General features: G+C 54.2%; 15 protein-coding genes. 8 read left to right on the plus strand and 7 right to left on the minus strand.

What is annotated here, in order from left to right:
- The first annotated feature begins 248 nt into the window (after positions 1 to 248).
- From KHU29_RS17895 to KHU29_RS17905, 3 genes are all read left to right on the plus strand, one after another.
- On the plus strand, positions 249 to 1,298 hold the full coding sequence (locus tag KHU29_RS17895; protein WP_211454358.1) for a methionine ABC transporter ATP-binding protein: 1,050 nt from the start codon (positions 249 to 251) through the stop codon (positions 1,296 to 1,298).
- Positions 1,288 to 1,941 carry a methionine ABC transporter permease gene (locus KHU29_RS17900; protein ID WP_092360165.1) on the plus strand — a complete coding sequence of 218 codons (654 nt, stop codon included), beginning with the start codon at positions 1,288 to 1,290 and terminating at the stop codon, positions 1,939 to 1,941. Before KHU29_RS17895 ends, KHU29_RS17900 begins: the two co-directional genes overlap by 11 nt.
- A 61-nt stretch (positions 1,942 to 2,002) precedes the next feature.
- Positions 2,003 to 2,812 carry a MetQ/NlpA family ABC transporter substrate-binding protein gene (locus tag KHU29_RS17905; protein ID WP_211454360.1) on the plus strand — a complete coding sequence of 270 codons (810 nt, stop codon included), beginning with the start codon at positions 2,003 to 2,005 and terminating at the stop codon, positions 2,810 to 2,812.
- A 341-nt stretch (positions 2,813 to 3,153) separates the two neighbouring features.
- On the opposite strand, the gene KHU29_RS17910 is transcribed toward KHU29_RS17905, so the two are convergent.
- Together KHU29_RS17910 and KHU29_RS17915 are read right to left on the minus strand one after the other, a co-directional pair.
- Complete coding sequence (locus KHU29_RS17910; protein ID WP_211454362.1) at positions 3,154 to 5,790, minus strand: DUF7507 domain-containing protein; 2,637 nt, start codon at positions 5,788 to 5,790, stop codon at positions 3,154 to 3,156.
- A 92-nt stretch (positions 5,791 to 5,882) separates the two neighbouring features.
- The gene (locus KHU29_RS17915; RefSeq protein ID WP_211454363.1) at positions 5,883 to 11,738 is read right to left on the minus strand and encodes a DUF11 domain-containing protein; all 5,856 of its coding nucleotides are present in this window, start codon (positions 11,736 to 11,738) and stop codon (positions 5,883 to 5,885) included.
- A 106-nt stretch (positions 11,739 to 11,844) separates the two neighbouring features.
- On the opposite strand from KHU29_RS17915, the gene KHU29_RS17920 reads away from it, so the two are divergent.
- On the plus strand, positions 11,845 to 12,075 hold the full coding sequence (locus tag KHU29_RS17920) for a hypothetical protein (protein WP_211454365.1): 231 nt from the start codon (positions 11,845 to 11,847) through the stop codon (positions 12,073 to 12,075).
- A 149-nt stretch (positions 12,076 to 12,224) separates the two neighbouring features.
- Here the strand turns inward: KHU29_RS17920 and KHU29_RS17925 are convergent, their stop codons facing one another.
- The 4 genes from KHU29_RS17925 to KHU29_RS17940 all read right to left on the minus strand — a co-directional run bounded on the left by KHU29_RS17925 (position 12,225) and on the right by KHU29_RS17940 (position 18,861).
- Positions 12,225 to 14,918 (minus strand): beta strand repeat-containing protein, encoded by a 2,694-nt coding sequence (locus KHU29_RS17925; protein WP_211454366.1) that lies wholly within the window; start codon positions 14,916 to 14,918, stop codon positions 12,225 to 12,227.
- Between the two features lie 293 nt (positions 14,919 to 15,211).
- Complete coding sequence (locus KHU29_RS17930) at positions 15,212 to 15,772, minus strand: hypothetical protein (protein ID WP_211454368.1); 561 nt, start codon at positions 15,770 to 15,772, stop codon at positions 15,212 to 15,214.
- 1,021 nt (positions 15,773 to 16,793) lie between these two features.
- Entirely contained in the window at positions 16,794 to 17,735 is a 942-nt protein-coding gene (ylqF, locus tag KHU29_RS17935) for a ribosome biogenesis GTPase YlqF (protein WP_211454370.1), read from the minus strand.
- Between the two features lie 187 nt (positions 17,736 to 17,922).
- On the minus strand, positions 17,923 to 18,861 hold the full coding sequence (locus KHU29_RS17940; RefSeq protein WP_211454371.1) for a histone deacetylase family protein: 939 nt from the start codon (positions 18,859 to 18,861) through the stop codon (positions 17,923 to 17,925).
- 229 nt (positions 18,862 to 19,090) lie between these two features.
- Between KHU29_RS17940 and KHU29_RS17945 the strand changes: the two genes are divergently transcribed.
- From KHU29_RS17945 to mltB, 4 genes are all read left to right on the plus strand, one after another.
- Positions 19,091 to 20,011, plus strand: a complete 921-nt coding sequence (locus KHU29_RS17945; RefSeq protein ID WP_211454373.1) for an AAA family ATPase — start codon at positions 19,091 to 19,093, stop codon at positions 20,009 to 20,011.
- Between the two features lie 43 nt (positions 20,012 to 20,054).
- Positions 20,055 to 21,056 (plus strand): DUF58 domain-containing protein, encoded by a 1,002-nt coding sequence (locus KHU29_RS17950; protein ID WP_211454374.1) that lies wholly within the window; start codon positions 20,055 to 20,057, stop codon positions 21,054 to 21,056.
- 83 nt (positions 21,057 to 21,139) lie between these two features.
- Complete coding sequence (locus KHU29_RS17955; RefSeq protein WP_246542221.1) at positions 21,140 to 23,206, plus strand: transglutaminase TgpA family protein; 2,067 nt, start codon at positions 21,140 to 21,142, stop codon at positions 23,204 to 23,206.
- Positions 23,197 to 24,348, plus strand: coding sequence for a lytic murein transglycosylase B (mltB, locus tag KHU29_RS17960; RefSeq protein ID WP_211454378.1), 1,152 nt, complete (start codon positions 23,197 to 23,199; stop codon positions 24,346 to 24,348). The genes KHU29_RS17955 and mltB overlap by 10 nt, the downstream gene beginning before the upstream one ends.
- A 2-nt stretch (positions 24,349 to 24,350) precedes the next feature.
- Here mltB and KHU29_RS17965 read toward each other — a convergent pair whose 3' ends face one another.
- Positions 24,351 to 24,887: a YaeQ family protein gene (locus KHU29_RS17965; protein WP_211454380.1), complete on the minus strand. Its 537-nt coding sequence runs from the start codon at positions 24,885 to 24,887 to the stop codon at positions 24,351 to 24,353.
- Between the last annotated feature and the right edge of the window lie 55 nt (positions 24,888 to 24,942).

Here is a 24,942-nt window from a genome sequence, read left to right on the forward strand (position 1 = left end):
GGAAACCGATTCAAGCCGTCACGCTCAATCCAGAACGGGATTCAGTCGTCGCAGCTGAATTGGCCAACCTTTCTATAGATCGATTGGCTGCATAAGTCAGGCGACAACTATCTTGACACGCGCCGATACCTAAATGTTCCTTCCCATGCTTAATGAATGCTTATAAAATAAGCACTTATTAAATAAAATATATAACGGCGGCGAGATTGTTGATGTTTATGCAATCAGCTGCCTTTTTTCATTCTGAAATGATAGAAATCAAAGCAGTCACCCAGCGCTTCAACGGCGCGCGCGGTCCGGTCGATGCGGTTCGTGACGTTAATCTGACGATACGCAAGGGCGAGATCTTCGGCATCATCGGCCGTAGCGGTGCCGGCAAAAGCACGCTGGTGCGTTGCCTTAATCTGTTGAACCGCCCTACTTCCGGCAACATTGTCGTCGACGGCAAAGACCTGACCGCGCTGAACGCCGACCAGTTGCGCACCGCGCGGCGGGAAATCGGCATGATTTTCCAGCATTTCAATTTACTGTCGTCGCGCACCGTGTATGACAATATCGCGCTGCCGCTGGAACTGGCGGGCTTGTCTAAAATCGATATCGAGAAAAAAGTCACGCCGCTGTTGGAACTGGTCGGCCTGACCGCACTCAAGGATAGCTATCCGGCACAAATCAGCGGTGGCCAGAAGCAGCGTGTCGGCATCGCCCGGGCGCTGGCCAATGAGCCGAAAGTCTTGCTGTCCGACGAAGCTACTTCCGCGCTCGATCCGGAAACCACCCGCTCCATCCTGGAATTGCTGCGCAAGATCAATCGCGAGCTGGGCCTGACGATTGTCTTGATCACCCATCAGATGGAAGTCATCAAGATGATTTGCGACCGCATGGCGGTGATGGAAGCTGGCGAAGTGATTGAACACGGTGAAGTGCTCGATCTGTTCCGCTCGCCTAAGCACGAAGTGACGCGGGCCTTGATTGGCGACGTGATTGCTCAGGAATTGCCGCAAGGTGTACTGCAGCGCCTGCGCGCACGACTCGCGCAAAGCGATGCCGGCAGCGGCACCGATCACCTGTTCCGTTTTGCGTTTACCGGCTCTGGGGTTGATCAACCTTTGCTGTCGGAAGCTGTCCGCAAATTCGATCTGGATTTCAATATCCTGCACGGCCAGATCGATGAAATACAAGGACAGGCGTTTGGCTCCCTGGCGATTCTGGCCAACGGCACCAGCGAAAACATTAGTGCCGCCATGGCTTACTTAACCGAGCAAGGCGTCACTGTAGAGGAATTGAATCATGTCATCTGAAATGCTCGATCTGTTTTTGTCGTCATTCGGGGAAACCTTGATGATGGTTGGCATCTCCGGCATTCTCGGCGCCCTGCTCGGCGTGCCGCTGGGAATCGCCCTGCACCTGACCGGCCGCGACGGCGTCTTGCCGCATCCGCTATTCAATCGGATCGCCGGCTTGATCGTCAACGCGGTGCGTTCCACACCGTTCATCATCCTGCTGGTGGCCGTGATCCCGTTCACGCGTTTTTTCGTCGGCACCTCGATCGGCACCGCGGCAGCCATTGTGCCTCTGACGATTGCATCCGCCCCATTCATCGCGCGCCTGGTGGAAACCGCGTTGCGCGAAGTCGACCGTGGCTTGATCGAAGCGGCGCAAGCCATGGGGGCCACCACCTGGCAAATCGTCTACAAGGTGCTGGTGCCGGAAGCATTTGCCGGCATCGTCGCCGGCCTGACGATTACGTTCGTCAGCCTGGTGGGCTACTCTGCGATGGCTGGCGCTATCGGCGGCGGTGGCCTGGGCGACCTGGGGATACGCTATGGTTACCAGCGCTTCCTGCCGGAGGTGATGCTGCTGGTGGTAGTGATCTTGATCGTCTTCGTGCAGTTGGTCCAAACCTTGGGCGATATCCTGGTGCGCCGCCTCAGTCATCGCTGATTTTTTTGAATCCTGCGCAGTCTCGTTGTACAGGATCGTCTTGATTTTTGAAAGGAAGAAAATGAATCGTCGTCAATTAGTGCAATTCTTTGCTGGCTTCGGCCTCCTCGCCGGCCTCAGCGCCGCTCCTGTCAGCGCCACCTTCGCGCAGGACAAACCGATCAAGATCGGCGCCACCGGCGGTCCGCATTCGCAGATTCTGGAAGTCGTCAAAAAAGTCGCGGCCAAGGATGGCCTGAATATCCAGATCGTCGAATTCAGCGATTATGTACAGCCCAATGCCGCCTTGGCGGCCGGTGACCTGGATGCCAACAGCTATCAGCATCTGCCGTATCTGGAAGCGCAAATCAAGGATCGCGGTTACAAACTGGTGAATGTCGGCTACACCATCACTTTCCCGATGGGCGTGTATTCGAAGAAAATCAAATCCCTCAAGGATCTGAAAAATGGCGCCCGCATCGGCATCCCTAACGACCCGACTAACGGTGGCCGTGCATTGCTGTTGCTGCAGGCGCAAGGCTTGTTGAAATTGAAAGCCGATGCCGGCTTGAAGGCAACGCCGCTGGATATCGCCGACAATCCTAAGAAACTGAAGATCGTCGAGATCGACGCCGCGCAATTGCCACGCTCGCTGGATGATCTGGATGCGGCGGCAATCAACGGCAACTATGCCGAGTCTGCCGGTCTCGACCCGACCAAGGATGGCATCGCTATCGAATCCGCAAAAGGCCCTTATGCCAACGTCATCGCGGTTCGCAGCGCGGACAAGGACAAGCCTTGGGTAGCCAAGCTGATCAAGGCTTACCACAGCCCGGAAGTCAAACAGTATGTAGTGACTCAGTTCAAGAGTTCTGTGATCCCGGCCTGGTAATTTAGCAATACCGATGCAAAGCCCGCGTTGTAAATGCAACGCGGGCTTTTTTTATTGCGGCTGGCCGGTAGGGTGGGCATGAATGCCCACGCGGAATTGACTCGTGGCAGATGCCTGTTTCGGTAACGCGTAAGTTTGCACTCCGGCTATCGCGGTCACGCGTGGGCATTCGTTTCCACCCTACTTTCTTTCCGCTTTTTACCGTTGTCTATCGGTAATCCGTGAAGAACTTTTTTTTTTGCGGCTGATCGAGTGCAGTTAAAATCGGAGGCAGCCGATAAAGCAGATTTAGCGATATATTTGTTACCTTACGATCAATTATTGATAGCAGCAACACTCTCTTAATTACTCACCTTCACCTGATAAGTCACCACCGTCTGCCCTGTCGGCGCCAGCGTCCCTGCAAAAGTCCATTGCACGGCTCCTTGCCCGCCAGCCGCAGGTTGGCTCGAAACGGTGCATGCGGTCAAACTGGCTGGCAGGCTGGCTGGGCAATTTGCGAGGACATAATTGGTATACGACGGTGTCGCATCGCTGACGACAACGTTGTTGAGCGCCGCGCTACCATGGTTGGTGGCGGTGAGTTGGTATTCCAGCGTATCGCCAGGCAGTGCATTGCTGGCAGTGCCGAAGCTGCCGCTTTGCGTGAGATTGCGAACTTGTTTCAATAAGGCCAGCGCTGCGGGCGTACCTACGGTGGTGATGTCGTTATGTACCACCACGTTGGCCAGCGCCGGGCTGGCGTTGGTGTAAGTGAAATTGGCCGACACCGTGACGGTATTGGTCGCGTTCAGTGGTGCTGTGGCGGGAATGAATTCCTTGACGATCAGGCAAATTGTTTGCCCCGCCGTGACGGTGATGCTGGTCGCCGGTAGCAATATCGGATCGGTGCTGGCGATGGTAGCACTGCAAGCGGTATCGTTATAAATCGCTTCCACCCAGCCTGAGTTGGCGGCATTGACTGGATTGGCGATAGCAGCACTGGAAAATTTTACTGTGCCACCGCTGCCGGCTACAAAAGTATGGGTATAAAACACGGTGCTGCCAGCTGGTGATGTTTGTGCGCCGTCTGTGCTGAAGTTGTTCACCGGGACATTGGCAAAGTTGACGCCGCTGTAGCTGCTGCCGCTGGTGTAGGTGAAACTGGTGCCGTTGCTGGTAGCCGTCGTGCCGCGCGTGTAGGCGCCGCCAGTCGTACCGGCACTGCCGCCGGTGGCTATATAACCGGCCGGAAAAACTTCATTGATGGTGACAGGGTTGGTGACGGTCTGCGGGAGCACCAAAGTATAACTGCCATTGCCGCCCGTGGTGGTGGTGGCAATCACCGTACTGCCAGACATCGCATTGATGGTGACATTGGGTATCCCGGCTTCACCGCCATTTTGTATTCCATCATTGGCGACGCCACTGCCAACGCCAGTATCGGCAAACACCGTGCCGCTTAATCCAACGGTGCTATATAAGCCAAAATTTTGTGCCAACGGAGCGGTCGCGCCTATCGTCAGTTGACGAATTCCACTCACCGATTCACTCACTGCCCAACCGCTGGGAATAGCTGCCGTAGTATTCGGTAACGTGCTTTTATTGGTCAGGATCAAGCAGTAACTACCTTGCGGAACCAGTGGCAAAGCATACGTGCCATCAACGGCGCTGACCGCCGCCACCGCGGCCGGTGCGACACTGCTGCTTTGGCAAACGTTATTCACGGAGGGCGTCAACGTGACATATAAGCCACTCAATCCTGTTCCGACTTCGTTGTTGTCTTTTTGCGCGTTGCGATTCAGGTCGTTGTAAACCGTACCGCTGATGTTCGCCACCACCGCGGTATTAACGGTAGAGATATTATTGGCCGAATCGGTATCGCCAAAACCATTCGGCGGAATCACTTGGCCTGTATTGGTAATCGTCGTACCGATGGCAGTATTGGCAGCGATCGTGCCCGTCACTGTATAGGTAGCAACCGCACCGGAATTTAACGTCACTGTGCCGCTGATATTATTACCGCTGCCACTGGCGGTATTACAAGTGGCGCCGGCCGTGGTCGCCGCACAACTCCAGGTAACGCCGGTGATACTAGCCGGAACTGCATCGATAATCGTTGCGGCGGTGGCTGTGGTACCGCCATTATTGCTGACTTTGAGGGTGTACGTAATCCGATCGCCCGGCAAGCCCTTGGCACCGGTAGGATCGCTCGTGGTTGCTGCAGTTTTAACGATGCCGAGATCGCCGTTGACCATCGTAACAATCACATTGCGTAGCTCATGGACATTGTTGGAGCCGCCAGTGGATCCGGCAAAACCAATCATGGCATTGGCAGGCAATGCCAGACCACTGACCGTCTGGGTAATCAAGTTCGAGAAGGTGCCATTCTGGGTCGTCATCCAATTGACCGTGAACGTATATTTATTGTTACCCAGCGGCGTAATCTGCACCCGGACACGGCGATAATAACTATCCAGACTTGGGCGACTGCTTGACTGGGTTTTATAATCGATAGGGGTTCCCGTCGTCTTTCCGCCCAGATAATCCCAGCCGCTACTGGCTGGCCCACGCAATACTACCGCCTCCGGTGCAGCACCAGGCCCGCCAGTTGTACACTTATCGCCGGGATTACTAAAATTGCCGTATTCATCCAAACCGACAGCGACCATCCCATAAGATAAACCGCAATATCCAAGACCACCACCGTAAAGGCCGTTATTGGCAAATGGCTGGGATGCATCGAACATGAACATGGTAAGGCCATCCGCGCCATTCCCTCCCCAACTCAAGTACTCAAAGTCAGCAATGACGCCGGATGACGTTGGAAAGCTTTGGTTGTAATACGCATATCCCTGTTTGTTGCCTAAGGCATCTGTCAAGCGTAAATAACCCGTAGAAGCGCCGTCGGCACCGCTGGCGCCGGTATTATTATTCGGCCCTCCCGCAGTCAAACGTGCGGCGCCTCCCAAAACCCAGCCGGGGGCGCTGTTGGTCATGAAAGATTGGTTAATGGAGAGGAAGCCGGCATTGGCGGGAGATGAAACAAACAGTAATGCAAATGCCATCCAAAAAATTGAAATCAGGCGCATCAATTATTCCCCAGCGAAGTCAACGGCGCTTCTGCACCACGCTTGGCTTTAAATAGATTTTCATCAAATTTGAAACGCAAGCGCAGGAAAATGCCGCGTTGCGTATAGTCAGCGCCGGCCAGATCTTTATCGGTAAATCCAAGTACGTTGTAACCCACGGATGCCCACATGTTTTTTGTCACCAGATAGCCGACCTCGCCACCTATCGCGTTTTGACGCGAAGTCGAACCGTTACCAAACATGGTGAACGCGGCAACCCCGACATCCCAACGTTTGTTAACGTCCAGGATTGCTCTGCCACCGACAATTTGCGTTGTACCGCGACTTTGCAATCCATTGGAATTGTCGATGACATGTTTGATGCCATAACGTCCCGATAAAACAAGATCAGGGCTGGCTTGATAATTGATATTGGTCGATAAAATGTCAGCCGTTTCATCGACATCCATGCCAGTACCCAAGGTATTGTCCTGGTCACGTTTCAATTCCATCCGAAACAGTGCATTCAAGTCATCGTGTCCGACGGGTCGAAAGGCAAATCCGAGTTGCGCGCGGGCGATACGATGAGCGCCAGGCGTCGTGCCATTTTGCGCCAAATTCTGTTGCAGGCTAATCAACCCCTTACTCAGGAATGTCCAGCTATCGTCTAGCTTAAAGGCTGCGCCGACCGAGCCAAGATAGCTATCGGTAGTAGTCGATTGACGCCACTCAGCGCGCGCGGAACCTTTCCAGTCTGGATTGGCGGTGTAATCAATCGCTGCTGTGAGCGCAGTCGATTTGTCAGTTGCTGCGCCGGCAATCGGCTTGATATTTTCTGCAGTGGTGGTGACACGCACACCCGGAGCGATACGCCACAAATTACGCAAACCCACGGCAGTTTCGGCCGTACGCCCATCAATCGCATCGGCGACGCGATATTCGTTAAAAACATGGCCGTCTTTCATGTAATCGGTATCAATCCCGAATACAGTGGTGTTATTGCGCTCGGTCGACGACAGATCAACGGCACTGACTTGATTGGCTAAAAACTCATGACGGAAATACAGGCGGCCGCCTACCGGCAAATTGTAAGTACCGCCGACAGAGACGATTTCACGGCCGCTGTCATCAATCGCATGTTCATATTCGCCGTAAATGGTAGCCGCTGGCAAAAACGGTACCGGCATCGACAATTTGGCACGCAAACTGGTGTAATGCACATTGCCGTTAAGAGCGCCGCCTAAGGTCGGCAGGCCTGCTGCTAGCGTTTCCGACGATGCGCTACCATTCTTGATACCGGTTTCCAGTTTCATATTGTTAGGCAAGCTGTGTTCCAGCGTCACATTGCCACTTTGCTGTACCGCTTGCGTAGTTTCATTCTCACTGCGAATGGCGTCGAGTACGATGCGATTATTTTCATCGATGCGATACGCCGCCTTAGCGCCATATTCAGCACGGCCATTGTTTAACAGCGCATCGGTATTACTAAACGCAACGTCGGTCTTTCCTTCATACAAACGCACTTGCAGTTGCTGGCTTTCATGCTTGAATTCGACCCGTTGAGCAGTACCGGAGCCTTCAACATCGGCGTCGGTTTTGGCAACTTCACCGGTCAACGCGGTTTTTTCCGAGAACTTATAGGTAAAGTTAGTTGCGCTGAGCGTTTTGCGATCTTGTGGATTGCCGTCGTGGATAGCCACACCGCCAACCGTTAAATCTTGCGTCAACTGATAACTGGCAGCACCGCCACCGACCCAGAATTTTTGACCGCCGTTATCGACTTCATAAATAATCTTGATCGAGATCGGGTTCAGATCGGCATCAAGACTTGGCACTGGCGCTTTGAACAATATCTGACCGGTCAACGGCTCAATTTCATAATCCACAAAGCGCGCCAGCATCACATCGCTGAGGATGATCGCGGTTTGATAACGATCGCGCGTCAAGATATGCACTTGCTCGCTGTTCACCAAGCCGCTGCTGTTACTAAGTTGATACGGGCCGGAAGTGCCATTGCCGCGAATTTCATTGGTGACCTGTGTGGAACTGGTATAGCTGGCAAAACCGTCGGCTTTAAGAGGGCCTTGATCAATATGGCCACGAACGCCGTTGAGCGCCCGATTGTATTGACTCAAGGTACGCGCAGGATCGGTGCTTTGCGTGCTGAAATCACCATACATCGCATACGACATACCGCGATCTAAACGCGCATATAGACGTTTGGTTGATTGCGCGTCAAATGCACGTTCGGACGAATCGCCATACACCGGATAAAACTGCTCCGGCTGAATATCGCGGAACAAAACTTGATCGCCGGGCTTATCGGAGTCGTAGGATAACGTCAGCAAAGTGCTGTCGTTGATTTTCCCTTTAAGGAACATCGCAGCACGCGAAGCTGCAGTGGCTTTGCCGTTATCAAAACTCTGCGAAGACGATACGATTTCGCGTTCAAAGGTGTCGCCGCTTTGGGTCGGCGATAATGCATTCGGATTCAAATTACGCAAGTTCAGCACACCTTCCAGTAAACCTGCCGCCAACATGGGGCGCAGTTCTGGCATGAAGTCCAGCTTGGCTTCATTATGAACGATCCCGCTGCTTACTTTGATTTCGGCACTACCGGCAACGTTCGGCGGCAGCAAGGTAAAACTGGCTTTTCCGCCTTCTACCATCACATTCATCAACTGCAATAGCTGCTGCGACTGCGGCAAATTGGCACTTTTTGTCATCAGGCTGGCATCCTCAACGGCTTGCCATTGCCCCAAAGTACTAGCCAATGTCACCGCGGTTCGCGCCGTCACTGGCGTACCATCTTTATCGGTCAAATGAATCTGTACCGACACCGCGCTACGGCCATCGGCGCTGGCTTGTTTCGGGATGTCTATATTGATGTGCGCCAGATTACCCGGCGCCATCACATGCACGGTCGCGCTACCGCGTTGATTGCCAAAATTATCGGCAGCCGCAACAGTCAGGGTGTTCACGCCCGCTTTCAAATTGACGCCGATATATTCCCATGCGGTGACGCCCTGATGTTCTGCACTGGCAGGTAGCGAACTTTGTTGCCCCACCTGTTTCATCTCCACTGCCACACCGTTGACGGTCAAATGCAACTGCGCGCCCAATGCGCCTTTTACCCGCACCATGGTTTGCGCGGCGGCCAATATTTGGCCTTCTTGTAAATTGATGAAGGCAACATTAGCGTCAAGATTTGGCAACAGACTTTCCAGTGATGCTACCGGATTGGCCGTGTCCAATGCTGTAGATGGCGTCGGTGTCGACGACACTTGCGCCATTTGCTCCGCAGATAATGGCGTCACCAGATTCGAAGATGCTGTCGGCGCATTGTTGCCAGTTGCACTCGAAATTCCTTTTGCATCCAGTTTGCCCGATGCTGGCAAGGTGCGCGGATCAGCAGTTACCGTAGTGGTGGCTGTCAGCAATGCGCGTGCGGCAGAGGTAGTTTCAGTCGGCATATTCGCATCTTTTAGTGCGGCATGGCGGTTGGCTATTTCAGCGCGAATATCATCGGTGCAATTGGACAAAGCGAAATCGGCTTTATGCAGTTCGCCGTTTTTCAGATCAAGGAAACGGCTGCCCGGATCACCGGCATTCCGGTTGGCCAGCACCTCCAGCATTGCGCCGGCAGGTAAGGTAATCGGATCTACTTTAGCCACATGCGTGCGCGCCAGCAAACCATACAAGCTGTACTTACCTTCTTCATCGGTAGTGGCGCTGGTGCCATCTTCTAAAAAAATACGCACACCTGGAATACCGGGTTCATCGCCATCTTGTTGTCGATTGGCGTTACAGTCGGCATAGACCTTACCGATCAGATAAGCACGATCAGAGAACACGCCGCCTTGAGAAATCTGTACCTTGACGCTGGCCTGATTCGATTTGATAACGCTTGCACCAAGGCCTGCGCTCGCTTGTGCACGGTTGACGCCATCGCCTTGCTGCGCGCCGGGACCTACACGCAAACGGTAAGTCAACACCACCTGGGTATTGCTGCCGATTGCACCCACTGCAAAATTCAACGCGGAACCAGATGCGCCGCCGTAACTTACCGGATTGGCCATCACAGCGCCATTCAAGCGCGCGGTTCCGCGCTGAAAGCTAAAACCGGCCGGTAAATTATCGGCCACCTGCACATTCGACACCGGACCTTTTCCGGTATTTTTGATAGTGATGCTGTAATCCACAAAATCACCGATCTCTACCAAACTTTTTGACGCGCTTTTTTCAATAAACAAGCTATTCGTCGTGGCAGCAGCGCCAGGATCAAGTGGCACATCAAAGACCCACGAGGCTTGTGATCTCACCTGGAAATCACTACCAAACGACGCAGTCAGGTTAATCGTGCGCGATGGCGGTAATGCGCTGACAGATACTTTGGATGGGAACGAATAACCAGCTGGCGGCGTCACCACCACTTTGTATGTCACGCCGGCGCTATAAGCTGCTGCCAGCTGCGGAAAGGAGAAACTACCGTCAATGCCGGTGATTACACTATTCGGAACAGATACGCCATTGACGATGACAGAGCTTGCCGCCGAGCCGGCAACGCCACCGGACGGATTGCTGATATCAATTAACTGCACCGTGGCGCCAGAAATAGGCTTGTTGGTTTTGCTATCGAAGATCACGCCGGAAGGTTGCACCAGAATTTCCGCACCGGCCTTGTTACCGCAACCGATCGCAGTCGCAGTGATAACATCGTTTTTTAACGTTTGCAGAATGCCATCGCCAGCAATGATGGAATGCGTTGAAGCATCGATGGTAGGCACATTCGGCATGATGCGGAACACCCCTGTATTGATCCCGGTTTCAGTGGCAATGAAGTTTTCAACGTCACCGGTCAACTTGCTATTCAATTGCACTGCTACGGTGTTTATCTTGTTGGGAATGATCTTGCATTGCGATGCTGTTACCTGCACAAACAAAGGCACACCCAGATCAGATTGGGGTAGCGTGCTGCTATAGTCGGGATTGTAAAAATTCACTGCTGGCGGTTTCGCCGGCAAAGCCAGTTGCACCGCGTTCGATGCAATGCTGGTGGTGACATTGGAAGCAACGCTGGCGTCAACATAATCGGCATAGGCCGTATTGTTGATCGAACCGCTGGCGCTGGTTAAGACCGTGACACTGAAACTGCCGCTTAATTGTGCGCCGCTGGCTAAACTCGGCACGCCCCAGGCGACGACATCGATATCGGCTAGCGCCGGTGCGACTGTGACATAGCGCCCGACAGGGTCGCCCAGCTTGTGATACAACACCGTCGCAATGCCGCTGGCGCCATTCGCAACAATGCCGGCAAAAGTTGTATTCGCCGGAATATGGTCACGCAATAAAAATAGCGCCGTGCTGTTGCCGTCAACGGTTACGGCCACTGGGGCTGCCACCATATTGCCGTTATTCATCACGTGCAAGTCGTAGGTGATAGCACCGCCGGGCAGCGGGGTTGTGGTGGAAGCTCTCTTGTTGACCACCAGCGATGCGCCGTTACCGATGGTGATCGTATCGGTATTGCTGACCGTGACGTTTTGGGTTTGACTGGTAGCCGTCAGTTGCAACTGCGTCGCCAAGCCAAGCGCAATATTAGTGGGCGGTACATTACCGCTGACGAGTATCGCGATACTGGCGCCTGGCGCCAACGTAACCGTGCCGCCATTAGCAATCACGGCTTCACCCGGATCAGGTAGGCCATTGCCATTTTGATCGTTGATCAAATTCAGATTGATTAAATTGAAACTGCCGCCGGCAACAGGCGTCAATTTAATGGTGTAAGTGCCGATGAAATTACTGTTGTTGGTCAAGCGGTGCGCCAACACCACCTGTGCGCCGGCAGAACGCAACAGGCTTTGATCACTGGTCAAACTGATTATTTCTTGCGGCTGTACGATAGCGCGCACACGCAATGAAGTGAGCGTCACCGGTAGCTGACTGGCGCTATCAACGTAAAATGTTTTGGCGTAACTATCAATGACACTTCCCGCAGGCACCATTGACGCCGATGCATTCGCCATACCCGCGCACCAACACCACAGCATCAACAAAATCATCGATACAGTCGTCGATGATAATGCCAGTCTGTGTGCGGTGTTACGCAGCAGTGAACGGCGTGGCGGTTTCAAGGTGAAAACTTTTTCAGAAAATGAGATGCATACAGGTGCTAACGCTTACCAAAAAATCCTTTGCAAGAGTTTCAGGTAAAAGAAAACCCACGACATCAACGTCGTGACGAACATCATGACTAAAGAATCGGGGCAGCACGAATGGCTGCCCCTGTGCGACTTAGATCAAAATCAAATTTGCATCAATATTTCGCATCAATATTTTGCATTGATACTTCACACTGATACTTATTGAGCGATCTTGACTTCAAACGTCACCACTGCCGATGCACCTGGAATCAAGGTACCGACGGTAGCGGAAACAGTGCCAACCGAGCCAACAGTTGGCGCAGTGATGGTGCCGACCGTGGTTGCAGCACCACCCTGATACACGGTGTAAGCCGGAGTAGAGTCAGATACCGCAACGCTGGTGGCGTTAGCAGAACCAACGTTGGTCACTGTGATCTGATAACCGATACATGCACCCGGCACTGCACCAGTAGTGATGTTGGCCGCGGTGTATGTCATGGCAGGATTGGTGCAATTTGCATCCAATGCTTGCTGTTTCACAATCGAGACATTACCGGCGATGACACTGGTCGAATCAGTTGCCGTCGCTGCTGCAGGTATCGTTGTAGTGTACGTACCGTTGCTGGTAGTAACAGTTACTGTCGTCGCATTGATACTGCCAGGCGCTGAACCCGATGGTGCGGTGACTTTTTCCAGAATCGTAATCGACGCACCTGGCGCCAAACCAGCGGCCAATGCAGCGATGTTATTGATGCCGCCTGCAGGAACTATAGGATCGTTAGCCGCAATCACACCGCTGTTGTTGGCGTCGTAATACTGCACCGAAGTCCAGTTTGCCTGGTTATTAGTGCTAGCCAACACGATGGTGCTGAGCGTGCCGTTACCTTCAGTGACGTTACCGGCATTGGTCAATGTGTGCGAGTAAACCACGATGCCGCCTGGATAAACCTGACCCGAATTGTTTGGTGAGAAAGTGAGTGAACGCACTGCACTGATCGTCAAATTATCGTGAATGATGTCAACAGCGCCAGTCGATGGCGATTGTACGCGGAAGTAAAGATCATTCGCGCCAGCAGCTGCGCCGGAACCCGTTGCAGGAACCGTCACTGCAGCACAATACGCAAAACTGGCGCCGGCATTGACTACGCCGGTATTCGTAATGGTAGCGCCTGCAGCAGCACAGCTACCGGCAGTAAAAGTGACAGTCCAGCCAGTTGGCAAGCTTGAAGTGGCAAAGGTTGATGAAGTGCTGGCTGCCAGATTGTAAGTATCCGCAACACCACTGGTGTTGTTCGCATACAGCGTGAAATTGCTCGTGCCATTTGGAGCGATGGTGTTTGTCACCACTGGTGATGCTTCCGGGCCTGCACCGGTACCCAAGGCACCGCCAGAACCTTTGGCCGCATTATTGGTCACATCGACTGTGACTGCTGCGATGGCATTCAAGGTATCTGCGCCAGTGTTGGTCTTGGTTGAATCAAACACGGAAGTCGCCGTTTTGTTGACCGAGAACGGACCAGCGCCGGAAGCATTCGTTGGCAATGTCGCTTTCAAGATCACGTTATAACTTGCGCCTGCCGCCAATGGTCCGGTATCAGGAACGCCATCGCCATTTGTATCGACCAGCGGTGTAACACCATCAGCTTTAAACAGTTGGAAAGTGGTTCCGGCCGGGAAAGCACCAGTACTTGGGTTGGTGTAAGTAATGTTGAAAGTGTCAGTGCCGTTACCAGTATTTTTAATCACGTTGACGAAACTGATGCTTGCCCCCGGATTAGCCGATACCACTGCTGCCGGCGGTGTCAACGTCACGCCACCAGTTTGTCCCACGGTGAAAGGGACTGTGTTGGTATTACCGGTAACCGTTGCGCCAGAACCGTCGTTATACGACACATTGGCGATGTTATTGATCACACCCGGTGGTTGTGAAGCCGCCACATTGACTTTGAATGTCAATGTGCCTGATTGACCTGGTGTCACTTGCGCCAGGGTAGCTGTGATAGTCGTACCTGTGACGCTATAGTCAATCGTGTTCGGTGCCGTACCTTGTACGTCACCGGTAGCATCCGTCAAGACCGTAGCGCCTGTAACCGACCACAAACCAGAACCTGCAACGTAAGTCAAACCGGCTGGAATCGCGTCTGTCAATTTGACAGCCGTCGCGGTGCTGTTACCGGTGTTGGTATAGCTCAAAGTGTAAGTGTAAGGACCGCTGCCCGCTGCACCACTGGCGGCGCTCACCGATTTGGTGACGTTAATGACCGCATTGGTCGACACCGTCGTCACGTCAGTAACCGAAGCCGTTTGCGCTGGCGCAAACGTGCTGGTACCGGTAACGGTCATGGTGTTTGTGCTGGCAGTTGTTGCTGTCGCTGGCACTGTGCCGGCGACCACAAACTTGAATACAGCACCTGCCGCCAGGACGCCGGTTGACGTCAACGCCGGACCGGTTGGTTGACCGGAGCCATTGTCAGCAAAAATCTGTAAATTAGTCAGATTGAATGCGCCGCTGGTGTTAACGTTGGCCAGGTTATACGTATCGCTACCGTTACCTGTATTGGTCAACGTTTGCGGGTAATAAACTGTGCTGCCAGGCGCCGAAGTTTTTGCACCGTTGGCTGTCAAAGTCAAGCTGGCAACCTGTTGCACGATGGTTGACACGGTATTCGATGTCACTGTGCGTGAAGTGCCGGAGCCATCGGTGTACGAAGCAGAAGCCTGGTTACCAATGGAAGTGCCGGCCGCTGGAGCTGCCGCATGGGCCAGATTAGGAATTGTCAGTGCAACAGTCAACGTCGCCAGCGTGGCGAGTGCGGCGAATCGTGAAGAACTGCGTAAAAAACGTTGAGCTTTGGCGACGCTTTGACGCCAAAAAGCCTTATTACTAGGGCTGCTATCAGGGCATGTATTCATGATTGATATGGATAGTAAAATATTGAAATGCAAAGGTATTGCGACTTTTGATTTTTATTGCTGTTTTAACTTTGCGTCGCACCAGATTACAAACATGATCCCCGGCAGATACCCGCAACAGCACACGACACGAAGCCACGAATGGTTCGTGATAGAGGCAGTTTGAATATTGCGAGAACGATTTGCGGTAAAGGTGCAAGACTAGATAACGGATATGCCACGTTTTGCTCCTCTTCCTCGCTTGCGGGAGAGAGAAACTTATCCTTTATTTAGCCGCCAGCGACGCTTCGGGCTTACTTTTGCGCCTGCACCTGCGACGGCACAGGATTGATGCGTACCCGCAAACTCACCAGCATCTCTTTACCAGCTGCCAGTTGTCCCAGATTCCAACGCAGAGCACGATATTCTGCGGTAGGCACCAGTTCTTGCTTTTCCTTACCGTCGGCAGATTTCACCACACGCTTTAACGGCATGGCAGCAAAACTGACGCCATCCAAAGATGCTTGCGGGGTACCGGAATTGGTCGACTTTGCAGTGCCATCCAGATAGGCAGCACCGGCGGGAATAGGCAACACGGCGACGAGACTATTGACCCCGCTATTGCCTTTATTGACGTAACGGGTGCGATATTCGACCACGTCACCAGGACCGGCTTTGTCAGCCGATTTCAGTTGCTCACCGTTAGCGCCGGCTTCAACGCGATTGGCACTTAATTGAGACTCGATTTGAGATTGAGAAGCAGCCGACGATGTCGCTGCGGTGGCATTGACTGCCATTGCTGGTGTAACAAATGCTGACAGAAGTAACGACAGCATCACTGCAGACCACGCATACCAGTTCTTTACGTTAAACATAAAAACTCCCCTCTTTGTTTGACACTATTTTTTAATAAGCTAATTTGTGAAGCTCGCGGAATTTTGTGCCGCTTTTACCACCCTACAAAGTTAACAATGTTTTACTTTAAATAACATTATAAGATGTCTTGAGTCCTTCTTGCTGACCATTTACTTACATAAATATCACCAAATCCACACAGATGTCTCGTCAAGCCGGCCAAGTGTTTGGCGAAAAATGACGACATTTCAATGTGCACAGCATGGATTTTCATTTGAGCGCTTAACTGATTGCCCATTGCAACAATTTGAACGTCAATAAATGTCTAAATCCATATTTTACGAAATGAGGCAAATGTTAATTTCAATTATCATTTATGTCACTAAAATAAGTTCCCCAAAGTCGCTAATAAACAACGAAAAAATTCATATATGACGGCTTATTTTTTTTAAAAAACTCTTATTTTTTACTTTTCTTTCTAAAAAAACCCCCTGAAAAGCCTTATAAGCATTGGGAAAACGTAGTTATATGAAATTTATATATCACAAGAAAAAAGAATCTCAAACTACAAGGTAAACAAGTCACAATTGTTCACATACCTATAGTGAAAACCCTCTAAAGCAAAGCAAGCCTGTCGGCATGTTTCTGCATGGAAATGATAAATATGCCATTTGGAAATTATTGACATGACTACCAACGAAATTTCCAGCAAAAAAATTGACAATCACGATGGCGAGCAGCTGATTCAATGTATAAATGACATTTAATATAGCTATAATTACAATAAATTGAATGGCGCGCGGCAGCCCTTTAGGGCCCGCGAATAGTAAAAATGCGCAGCAATACAGGGTATGTGGGGCAGCTTGAGAAGCGGTTCTGGTTACTTCATTACCAGATGCAGTAATGTAGATAGAAATGTAAAATTAATTGCCAATTAAGCCATCCAGTTGCGGCTCTGATGGATGCACGCAGATCAACTCCAGGCAATAAAAAACCCGCAGCGACATGGTCATTGCGGGTTTATGGCGAAGCTGAGGCGGACTATCTGGAGTTGTCCTGATTGTCTTGGTTGTCGCTTTCCGCCTCTGCTGCGGCGTCAGCCAGACGCTGCGCTATCTCCTCTTGGTGGCGTGCCAGCAAGGCGGCCCGGGTTTGCGGTGTTTCCAGGCTAATCCGGCCAAGCGCGCCGGTACGATAATCTTGCAACAAGGTGTGCGCAGCCTTCTCCAGATCCAGATCGCCGCCCTTGAGGCGAAAGCCACGACGTAGCGCTACGCCTTCAATCACGCTAACGCCATCGATACCCTCCGTCTTGATCCCATAACGCGCCGCCAGCAAGGGCGCGTAGCGAATCAGCAGCTCGTCGGCCAGAAACGTCGCGACTTCTTCCTCGATCAGTGCGTTGGTGCCGATGGCGTGACTGGCAGCCAGCATCAGACCGTCGCTCGGGTGGGCGATCTTGGGCCATAACATGCCAGGAGTGTCGATCAACACCATGTTGTTACCCAGGTACAGGCGTTGCTGAACCTTGGTCACGGCCGGCTCGTCGCCTACGGCCGCCACGCGGCGCTTCAGCAAGGCGTTCATCAGCGTCGATTTGCCGACGTTGGGGATCCCCATGATCATCATGCGCAACGGCTTCAAGGGCGTACCGCGGTGCGGCGCCAGCGTCAGGCACAAGCCTGGTATCTTGGCGACATCCGAAGGCTTCTTGCAGCTCAGCGCCACTGCATGGACGTTTTTCTGGCTGTTGTAATAGGCAAGCCAGGCCTGCGTGACGGCGGGATCGGCCAGATCGCTCTTGTTGAGGATTTTCAGGCAGGGGCGCTGGCGAAACACGCGCAGCTGTTCGATCATCGGATTGCAACTGGCTTGCGGCAAACGGCCGTCGAGCACTTCGATCACAAGATCGACCTTCTCCATAGCTTCCGCCGCCTTCTTGCGGGCGGCGTTCATGTGACCTGGGAACCATTGTATGGACATGCGTTGTCTTGTCTGGCTAAAATAAACCGCTATTGTACGGACTTATTTCGGTTCTACCTTGGGTTCTACCTTATCCTTGACGGCGTTCGCCATATGTCGGAGGGTGGCAAACAGCGGCTGCCCTGACAATTTTCCGACAATTTTCCGAGCATTTTCGCCTCTCGCCCGTGGTCCTGCGGCGACACAATTATTCGAGTTCGGCCAATACTTTCATATGAGCAACCACGCTGCGCCCTAACGCCGACAGGTTGTAGCCGCCCTCCAGGCAACTGACGATACGGCCCTCGGCATGCTGCGCAGCGACTTGCATGATTTGCCGGGTGAGCCAGGTATAGTCGGCCTCGACCAGGCCCATCTGCGCCATATCGTCTTCTCTGTGCGCGTCAAAGCCGGCAGAAACAAAAATCATCTGCGGGCGGTGCGCTTCCAGCGCCGGCAGCCATTGTTCTGTCACCAATTTCCGCACTACGCTGCCATCGCTATACGCTGGCACGGGAATATTGAGCGCATTGCTCCCCTCCGGCTCGGTACCGCTGTACGGATAAAACGGGTGCTGGAAAAAACTCACCATCAGCACGCGCGGATCGTGCGCAAAAATCTGTTCGGTGCCGTTGCCGTGATGGACATCGAAATCGACAATCGCTACCCGCTCCAACCCGTGCACCTCAAGCGCGTGGCGGGCCGCAAGTGCAATGTTGTTGAACAGGCAAAATCCCATGGCGGTGCTCGAGGTAGCGTGATGCCCGGGCGGACGCACCGCACAAAACGCGTTGTCGATGCCACCAGCAATCACCGCGTCAGTCGCGGCCAATGCAGCGCCTGCAGCACGCAATGCGGCTTGCCAGCTATGCGCATTGACTGAAGTGTCGGGATCCAGCGGATAGATGCCGGCTGTGCCGGCCAAAGCCAGGCTATGCTCCCTCACCCGGGCGATCATCGCGGCGCTGTGTACCCGCGCCAGGTCACCCTCGAGCGCCAATGGCGCGCTGCGGTGATCCAGCAACTGGCCGATGCGGCTGGCAATCAGCTGGTCTTCGATCGCCTGTAGCCGCGCTGGCGATTCCGGATGCCCCGGGCCCATATCGTGCAGCTTGCAATCAGAGTGGGTATAGAAAGCAGTAGTCAATTGATCTCGCCAAAAATCTTGCTGAAATGGTGCTGCACTATGACTAGTGTACCCAAGAAACGGGGAAAAAATGAGCAGATGCAGATACTGCGCCCGGATCAACGTCTGGAAATCGGGGTGGCTGTAAGAAAAACCTCACAATTCCTTAAAGGAACTAGGTTAATTTCAGGGAAGTTTGTATGATTCTCTCCCGACTCTCTCCATTATGCTGCCCTCACCAGACAAACCCATGTTCGCAAAAATCCACGCAGTTGCACAGCAAGTCGGTCAGATCGTCGTCGGCAAGGATCACCAGATCCGCCAGGCATTGGTGTGCTTGCTGGCGGGCGGCCATCTCCTGATTGAGGATGTGCCCGGTGTCGGCAAGACCACCTTGGCGCATGCGCTTGCCATTTCCTTAGGGCTGCGCTTCAATCGACTGCAATTTACCAGCGATCTGCTGCCGGCGGACGTGGTGGGAATTTCGGTTTTCGACCGCGAAAAAAGCAGTTTTGTGTTTCACCCGGGGCCGGTGTTCACTCAGGTGCTGCTGGCCGACGAAATCAATCGGGCCACGCCCAAGACGCAGTCGGCGCTGCTGGAAGCGATGGAGGAACGCCAGGTCACCGCCGAAGGTGTCACGCGCGACCTGCCGGAACCGTTCTTCGTCATCGCCACCCAAAATCCGGCCCATCAGGTTGGTACCTTTGCCCTGCCCGAGTCGCAACTGGACCGCTTCCTGATGTGCTTGTCGCTGGGGTATCCGGACGCCACCGCAGAACGCGCGTTGCTGATGGGGGAAGATCGCCGCATCTTGTTGAAATCCATCGCCCCGATGATGCAAGCCACTGAATTAATCGAAGCCAGGCTGGCATTGAAGCAGATCCATACTTCAGCCTCATTGATCGATTACATACAGGCGCTGGCGCATGCTTCGCGCCAAAATGGCTTGTTTGCAGAAGGCATGAGTCCGCGCGCCGCAATCGCATTGCTGCAGGCGGCCAGGGCCTGGGCTGCCATGGAGGGCCGCAACCATGTCATTCCCGAAGATGTCCAGGCGGTATTGGTGCCTGTGACAGCGCATCGCCTGCGCCCGCTGAAAGCGCACGCAGGCAGCACTCTTGGCGCCCGTGATCTGGTCTTGCAGTTGATGAAGTCGGTCGCGGTCTGAACTGCTAATCGCTCTTTTTTTCAATCAGTCTGCGACGGCCACCATGCTGACATCTCTGCGCAAACGATTCCGGGATTGGCTGGATCGCTCCTTGTTCCAGCTGCGCGATGCCGAACCGGGAGAGGTTTTTCTCACTCAGCGGCGCGTCTTCATCGTGCCGAGCCGGCCCGGACTGGCTTTTGCCGTCATGCTGGTATTGCTGTTCTTATGTTCCATCAATTACAACCTGAGCCTTGGCTTTGGCTTGACCTTCCTGCTGGCTGCCTGCGCTGTCATCGACATGCACCTGACTTTCCGTAACCTGGCTTATTTACATCTGACCGCCGGCAAGGTAGCTGCGGTATTTGCCGGCGAAGATGCGCTGTTCGAGCTGCATCTGGCGAACCGGCGCAAGCATACCCGTTATGCCATCTGGCTTGGCTTCATTGGACGTGGCTTGCCTGCCATGGAACGGGCGACCGATGTTTCAGCCCATAGCACCAGCCATCTGACACTGGCGATCACTACCACCCGTCGCGGCTGGCAGCCGGCACCCAGGATACGTCTGCAAACCCGCTTTCCGCTGGGCTTGCTGCGCGCCTGGAGTTACTGGCAACCGGATTGCAAAGCCCTGGTCTACCCGCAGCCGGAAGCCTCGGCATCGACCCCGCCGTTGCCGCTGGCGCCGATCGAAAGAAGCGATGGCAACGGCGTCGCCGGGCATCAGGATTTTGCCGGGATCCGGACCTATCAAAGCGGCGACTCGCTGAAACACCTGGCCTGGCGCCAAATCGCCAGGCTGGATACCGATCTCGACCCCAAGCTGATCACCAAGCAGTTCGAAGGCGGCGCGGTCAGCGATTTGTCGATTGATTTTGAGTCGCTGCCTTACGACATGGCGCTGGAAGACAAACTCTCGCGCATGACGCGCTGGATACTCGAAGCGGAAGCGCGCCAGCTGCCGTATGCGTTCCGCCTGGGCGACACCATCCATGCAGCAGCGCTGGGACCGGCCCATCAGCGCGCCTGCCTGCGCGCGCTGGCGCTGTACCAAGGTGCGCCATGAGCAACCGGCCCATGCAAGTGCTTAAAGAACAGCTCCGAGCCGAGCTTGAGAGCAAACCCTTGTTCCGCATCTCAAGCACGTACATGCATACACTGCCGCGCGACAAGAGCGATACCTTGCTGCTGCTCGGCGCCTGCGCCATGGTGTTGCTGCCGCATTTTTTTCATCTATCCTGGTGGACCTCGCTGATCTGCGGCGGGTTGCTGCTGTGGCGCGCCTGGATCACCTTGCGCGGCCAGCGCTTGCCGCCGCTATGGTTGTTGCTGCCATTGGCGGTAGTCACCATGGCCCGGGTCTATATCGACTTCCACACTTTGCTCGGACGCGATGCCGGCGTGGCGATGCTGGCGTTATTGCTAACGTTTAAATTACTGGAAATGCGTGCCCGGCGGGATTTGTTCGTGGTGCTGCTGTTGAGTTTCTTTTTGCTGCTTACCGGTTTTTTCTATTCGCAATCCATACTGTCCTTGCTGTGGATGATGGCGACCCTGGTGCTGATATTGACAGTACAGCTTTCCTTCCAATATACCGGCCTGGTGCCGCCACTCAAGCAGCGGCTGCGCCTGGGCGCCTTGGTACTGGCCATGGCGTTGCCGCTGATGCTGATTCTGTTTTTGCTGTTTCCGCGAATCCAGGGGCCGTTGTGGGGCTTGCCTGGCGATGCCCACGGCGGCCGTACAGGTTTGTCGGATAGCATGGCGCCCGGGAATATCACGCAACTGGCTTTATCCGATGACATCGCATTCCGCGTCAAATTCATCGATGCGCCGCCCGCCCCTGCCAAGCTGTATTGGCGTGGCGCGGTGCTGAATGATTTCGATGGCCGTACCTGGACGCAGGAACAGGCAAGTCGTGCTGCAGTCGATGCTGCGCCGCATATTCAGGCCGTATCTAATCTTAACCTTGAGCTTCCCTCCAACCTCAATCCCGACCCGGCAACTACAGTACGCCAGCAAGTCACGATGGAAGCGAACGGCCAGCGCTGGCTGTTTGCGCTGGAAACGCCGGAACTGGCGCCGACACTGGAGGGAATCCCGGTGCGGCTGACGGCCGACCATCAGATTCGGGCAGCGCGCGCGATCAATGAGCGCGTACGCTACGATGTTACCTCTAATCTAAAACCCGCGCCGTCAGACTCTATATCAACCAGCGGCATGCAACAGGCGCTGGCATTGCCGGGCAATTTCAATCCGCGCACGCAAGAATTTGCGGCCGGCCTGCGTAAAAAATGGCCCGACGACGCTGCGCTTGTGAACGCAGTACTGAGTTTCTTTCGACATGAAAAATTCAGCTACACGCTGGAACCGCCGCGGCTGGGCAGAGATAGCGTCGACGATTTTCTGTTTTCCAGCCGCGCCGGCTTTTGCGAACACTATGCCAGCTCCTTTGTGGTGCTGATGCGTGCTGCAGGAATTCCCGCGCGCGTGGTGACTGGTTACCAGGGCGGCGAAATCAATACGGTCGATGGCATGATGACGGTGCGTCAGTCCGACGCCCACGCCTGGGCTGAGGTCTGGTTACCGCCACGCGGCTGGGTAAGAGTCGACCCGACCGCGGCAGTGGCGCCGAGCCGGATTGAAACCCAGCTCAGCAATGTGCTGCCACGCTCTTTCTTCGGCAATCTGCTTGGTGGCGCTGCCGGCCAAGCCAACTGGTGGTCCGACTTGAACGACACGGCCGCGCTGCTCCGCGCCAATTGGGAAGCGCTAGGCAACGGCTGGAACCAGTGGGTGTTGAATTACACGCCTGCGCGGCAAATGGGCCTGATGCATTGGCTTGGATTTGATGGATTCGACTGGCGCACCCTGATCATCCTGATGCTGGCCGTCGGCACGGTTGTGGCCGGCAGCGTCACCTTGCCTTTGCTGTTGGCGCGAAACAAGAGCAACCCGCTCGATACTGTATACTCTTCGCTGTGCGCGCAGATGGCGCGGCGTGGCATGGCGCGCAACAAGCATGAGGGACCGGGTACTTACGGTCGCCGGCTGTGTGCAAGTAACTCGCCGCTAACGCCATCTGTCAAAATAGCGGTCAAGCGCTTCATGGCATTGTACGAGGCCCTGCAATACGGCGCCGACTACGGGCCGGACAATAAACCGCCTGCGCCTTTAATGGCACAACTAAAATTACTGCTCTCCCAATGTCGATGAAATCAACTCCCGGTCTCCATACTGTCGTCCAGCTTTGCGCTATCGCACTGGCGATCTCGGCAAGTCCCAATCTGCTGGCGCAGCAAAACAATTCAGGTAAAACAAGGGCAACAAAGGCACAGGCACAGATACAGGTACAGGTACGTAAGGCCAGCAGCAATGCCGACGATGGCGAATTCGCCAATTTCGCCGACTGGAAAGAGGTCTCGGCTTTCATCGATCAGATGGTGGAAAAAAATGGCTTCGACCGGGCTGAGCTGGTCATCATGTTTAACAAGGTACGCTATATCGACAGCGCCATCCAGTTGATGAAACCGGCGCCGGCGAGCAAGCCAAAGAACTGGGCAGCCTATCGCGCCCGTTTTGTCGAACCGGTGCGGATCCAGGCCGGCGTCGATTTCTGGAATACCTATGCCGATGCCTTGAGCCGCGCAGAAGCGCAATATGGCGTGCCGGCGGAAATCATCGTCGGTATCATCGGCGTCGAAACCGTATACGGCCGCAATGTCGGGAGTTTCAGGGTAATGGATGCCATCACCACTCTGGCATTCGACTATCCGAATACGTCTACGCGCGAGGCACGGATGCGGTTTTTCCGCGGCGAGCTGGAAAATACCCTGCTGTACGCCAGGGAAACGGGCATCGATCCATTTACCTTGTTAGGCTCGTACGCCGGCGCCATCGGCTGGCCACAGTTCATGCCGAGCAGCATACGCCAGTACGGCGTGGATTTTGACGGCAAGGGAAAAATCGATTTGCGTAATTCGCCAATCGATGCGATCGGCAGCGTCGCCCACTACCTGGCGGAGCACGGCTGGAAAACCGGCATGCCCATCGTGTTCCCGGCAACGCTCTCGACCGACACCACTTCCGAAAACCGCTGGCAGGCATTTATCGGCCAGGGCCTGGAAGCCAAATATTCGCTGGATGACTTGACCGCGGCTGGCGTGGTGCCCAGCGTGGTACTGCCAAACGACATGCAATTCGGCCTGGTCGACCTGCAAAACGGCCAGGGACCGACCGAGTACTGGCTAGGCACCGATAATTTCTACGCCATCACGCAATACAACCGCAGTTTCTTTTATGCGATGTCGGTGGTGGATCTGGGGCGTGCGGTGCGCGTGGCGCGCGATCAGAATTAAATTCAGGGATTGCTGATGCTAAGTTCGACTTCCACAGTCTGGTCGCCGGCGGTCAGCCAGATCTGCGCATCCTGGATCGTGCATTGCAGCTGCATGTTGCGCTGGGCGAAACGGGTCAAGGCCTCGCTGCTGGCCGCGGCAATATTGATGACGGTCAGGTTACGGGCGCGCGCCACCTTGCTGCTGATCTGATTCCACCAGATGTGGCTGGTGCTGCTGTAGCTGTACACCACCACCTGTGCCGCCCGTCCGCAAGCCTTGAGAATGCGCTTTTCATCGGGTTGGCCGACTTCAATCCAGAGATCAATCGCACCGGTCAAATCCTTGGCCCACAAATCGGGTTCATCGGCATCCGACAGGCCTTTGCCGAATACCAAAGCGGCCGATGCGTGACGGGCGAAAGCCAGCAGGCGCACCATCATGCGCTCGTCGGTTTCCGACGGATGACGCGCCAATGTCAGCGCGTGTTCCTGATAATAATGTCGATCCATATCGGCAATTTGCAGATCGGCTTTGAAAATAGTTGCTTTAAGGGCCATAACGCCTATTGTTATATATAAGTTGAATCGAACCCGGCGTGTCGCAATCACGGGA

Origin of the sequence: Collimonas antrihumi (assembly GCF_018304965.1) — a bacterium.
Classification (GTDB): domain Bacteria; phylum Pseudomonadota; class Gammaproteobacteria; order Burkholderiales; family Burkholderiaceae_D; genus Collimonas; species Collimonas antrihumi.

Bases quoted from the DNA above. Each gene is read 5' to 3' on its own strand.
- KHU29_RS17895 (WP_211454358.1), top strand. From the start codon at position 249: ATGATAGAAATCAAAGCAGTCACCCAGCGCTTCAACGGCGCGCGCGGT.
- KHU29_RS17900 (WP_092360165.1), top strand. From the start codon at position 1,288: ATGTCATCTGAAATGCTCGATCTGTTTTTGTCGTCATTCGGGGAAACC.
- KHU29_RS17905 (WP_211454360.1), top strand. From the start codon at position 2,003: ATGAATCGTCGTCAATTAGTGCAATTCTTTGCTGGCTTCGGCCTCCTC.
- KHU29_RS17910 (WP_211454362.1), bottom strand. From the start codon at position 5,790: ATGACCAACAGCGCCCCCGGCTGGGTTTTGGGAGGCGCCGCACGTTTG.
- KHU29_RS17920 (WP_211454365.1), top strand. From the start codon at position 11,845: ATGACACTTCCCGCAGGCACCATTGACGCCGATGCATTCGCCATACCC.
- KHU29_RS17925 (WP_211454366.1), bottom strand. From the start codon at position 14,918: ATGAATACATGCCCTGATAGCAGCCCTAGTAATAAGGCTTTTTGGCGT.
- KHU29_RS17930 (WP_211454368.1), bottom strand. From the start codon at position 15,772: ATGTTTAACGTAAAGAACTGGTATGCGTGGTCTGCAGTGATGCTGTCG.
- ylqF (WP_211454370.1), bottom strand. From the start codon at position 17,735: ATGTCCATACAATGGTTCCCAGGTCACATGAACGCCGCCCGCAAGAAG.
- KHU29_RS17945 (WP_211454373.1), top strand. From the start codon at position 19,091: ATGTTCGCAAAAATCCACGCAGTTGCACAGCAAGTCGGTCAGATCGTC.
- KHU29_RS17950 (WP_211454374.1), top strand. From the start codon at position 20,055: ATGCTGACATCTCTGCGCAAACGATTCCGGGATTGGCTGGATCGCTCC.
- KHU29_RS17955 (WP_246542221.1), top strand. From the start codon at position 21,140: ATGCATACACTGCCGCGCGACAAGAGCGATACCTTGCTGCTGCTCGGC.
- mltB (WP_211454378.1), top strand. From the start codon at position 23,197: ATGTCGATGAAATCAACTCCCGGTCTCCATACTGTCGTCCAGCTTTGC.
- KHU29_RS17965 (WP_211454380.1), bottom strand. From the start codon at position 24,887: ATGGCCCTTAAAGCAACTATTTTCAAAGCCGATCTGCAAATTGCCGAT.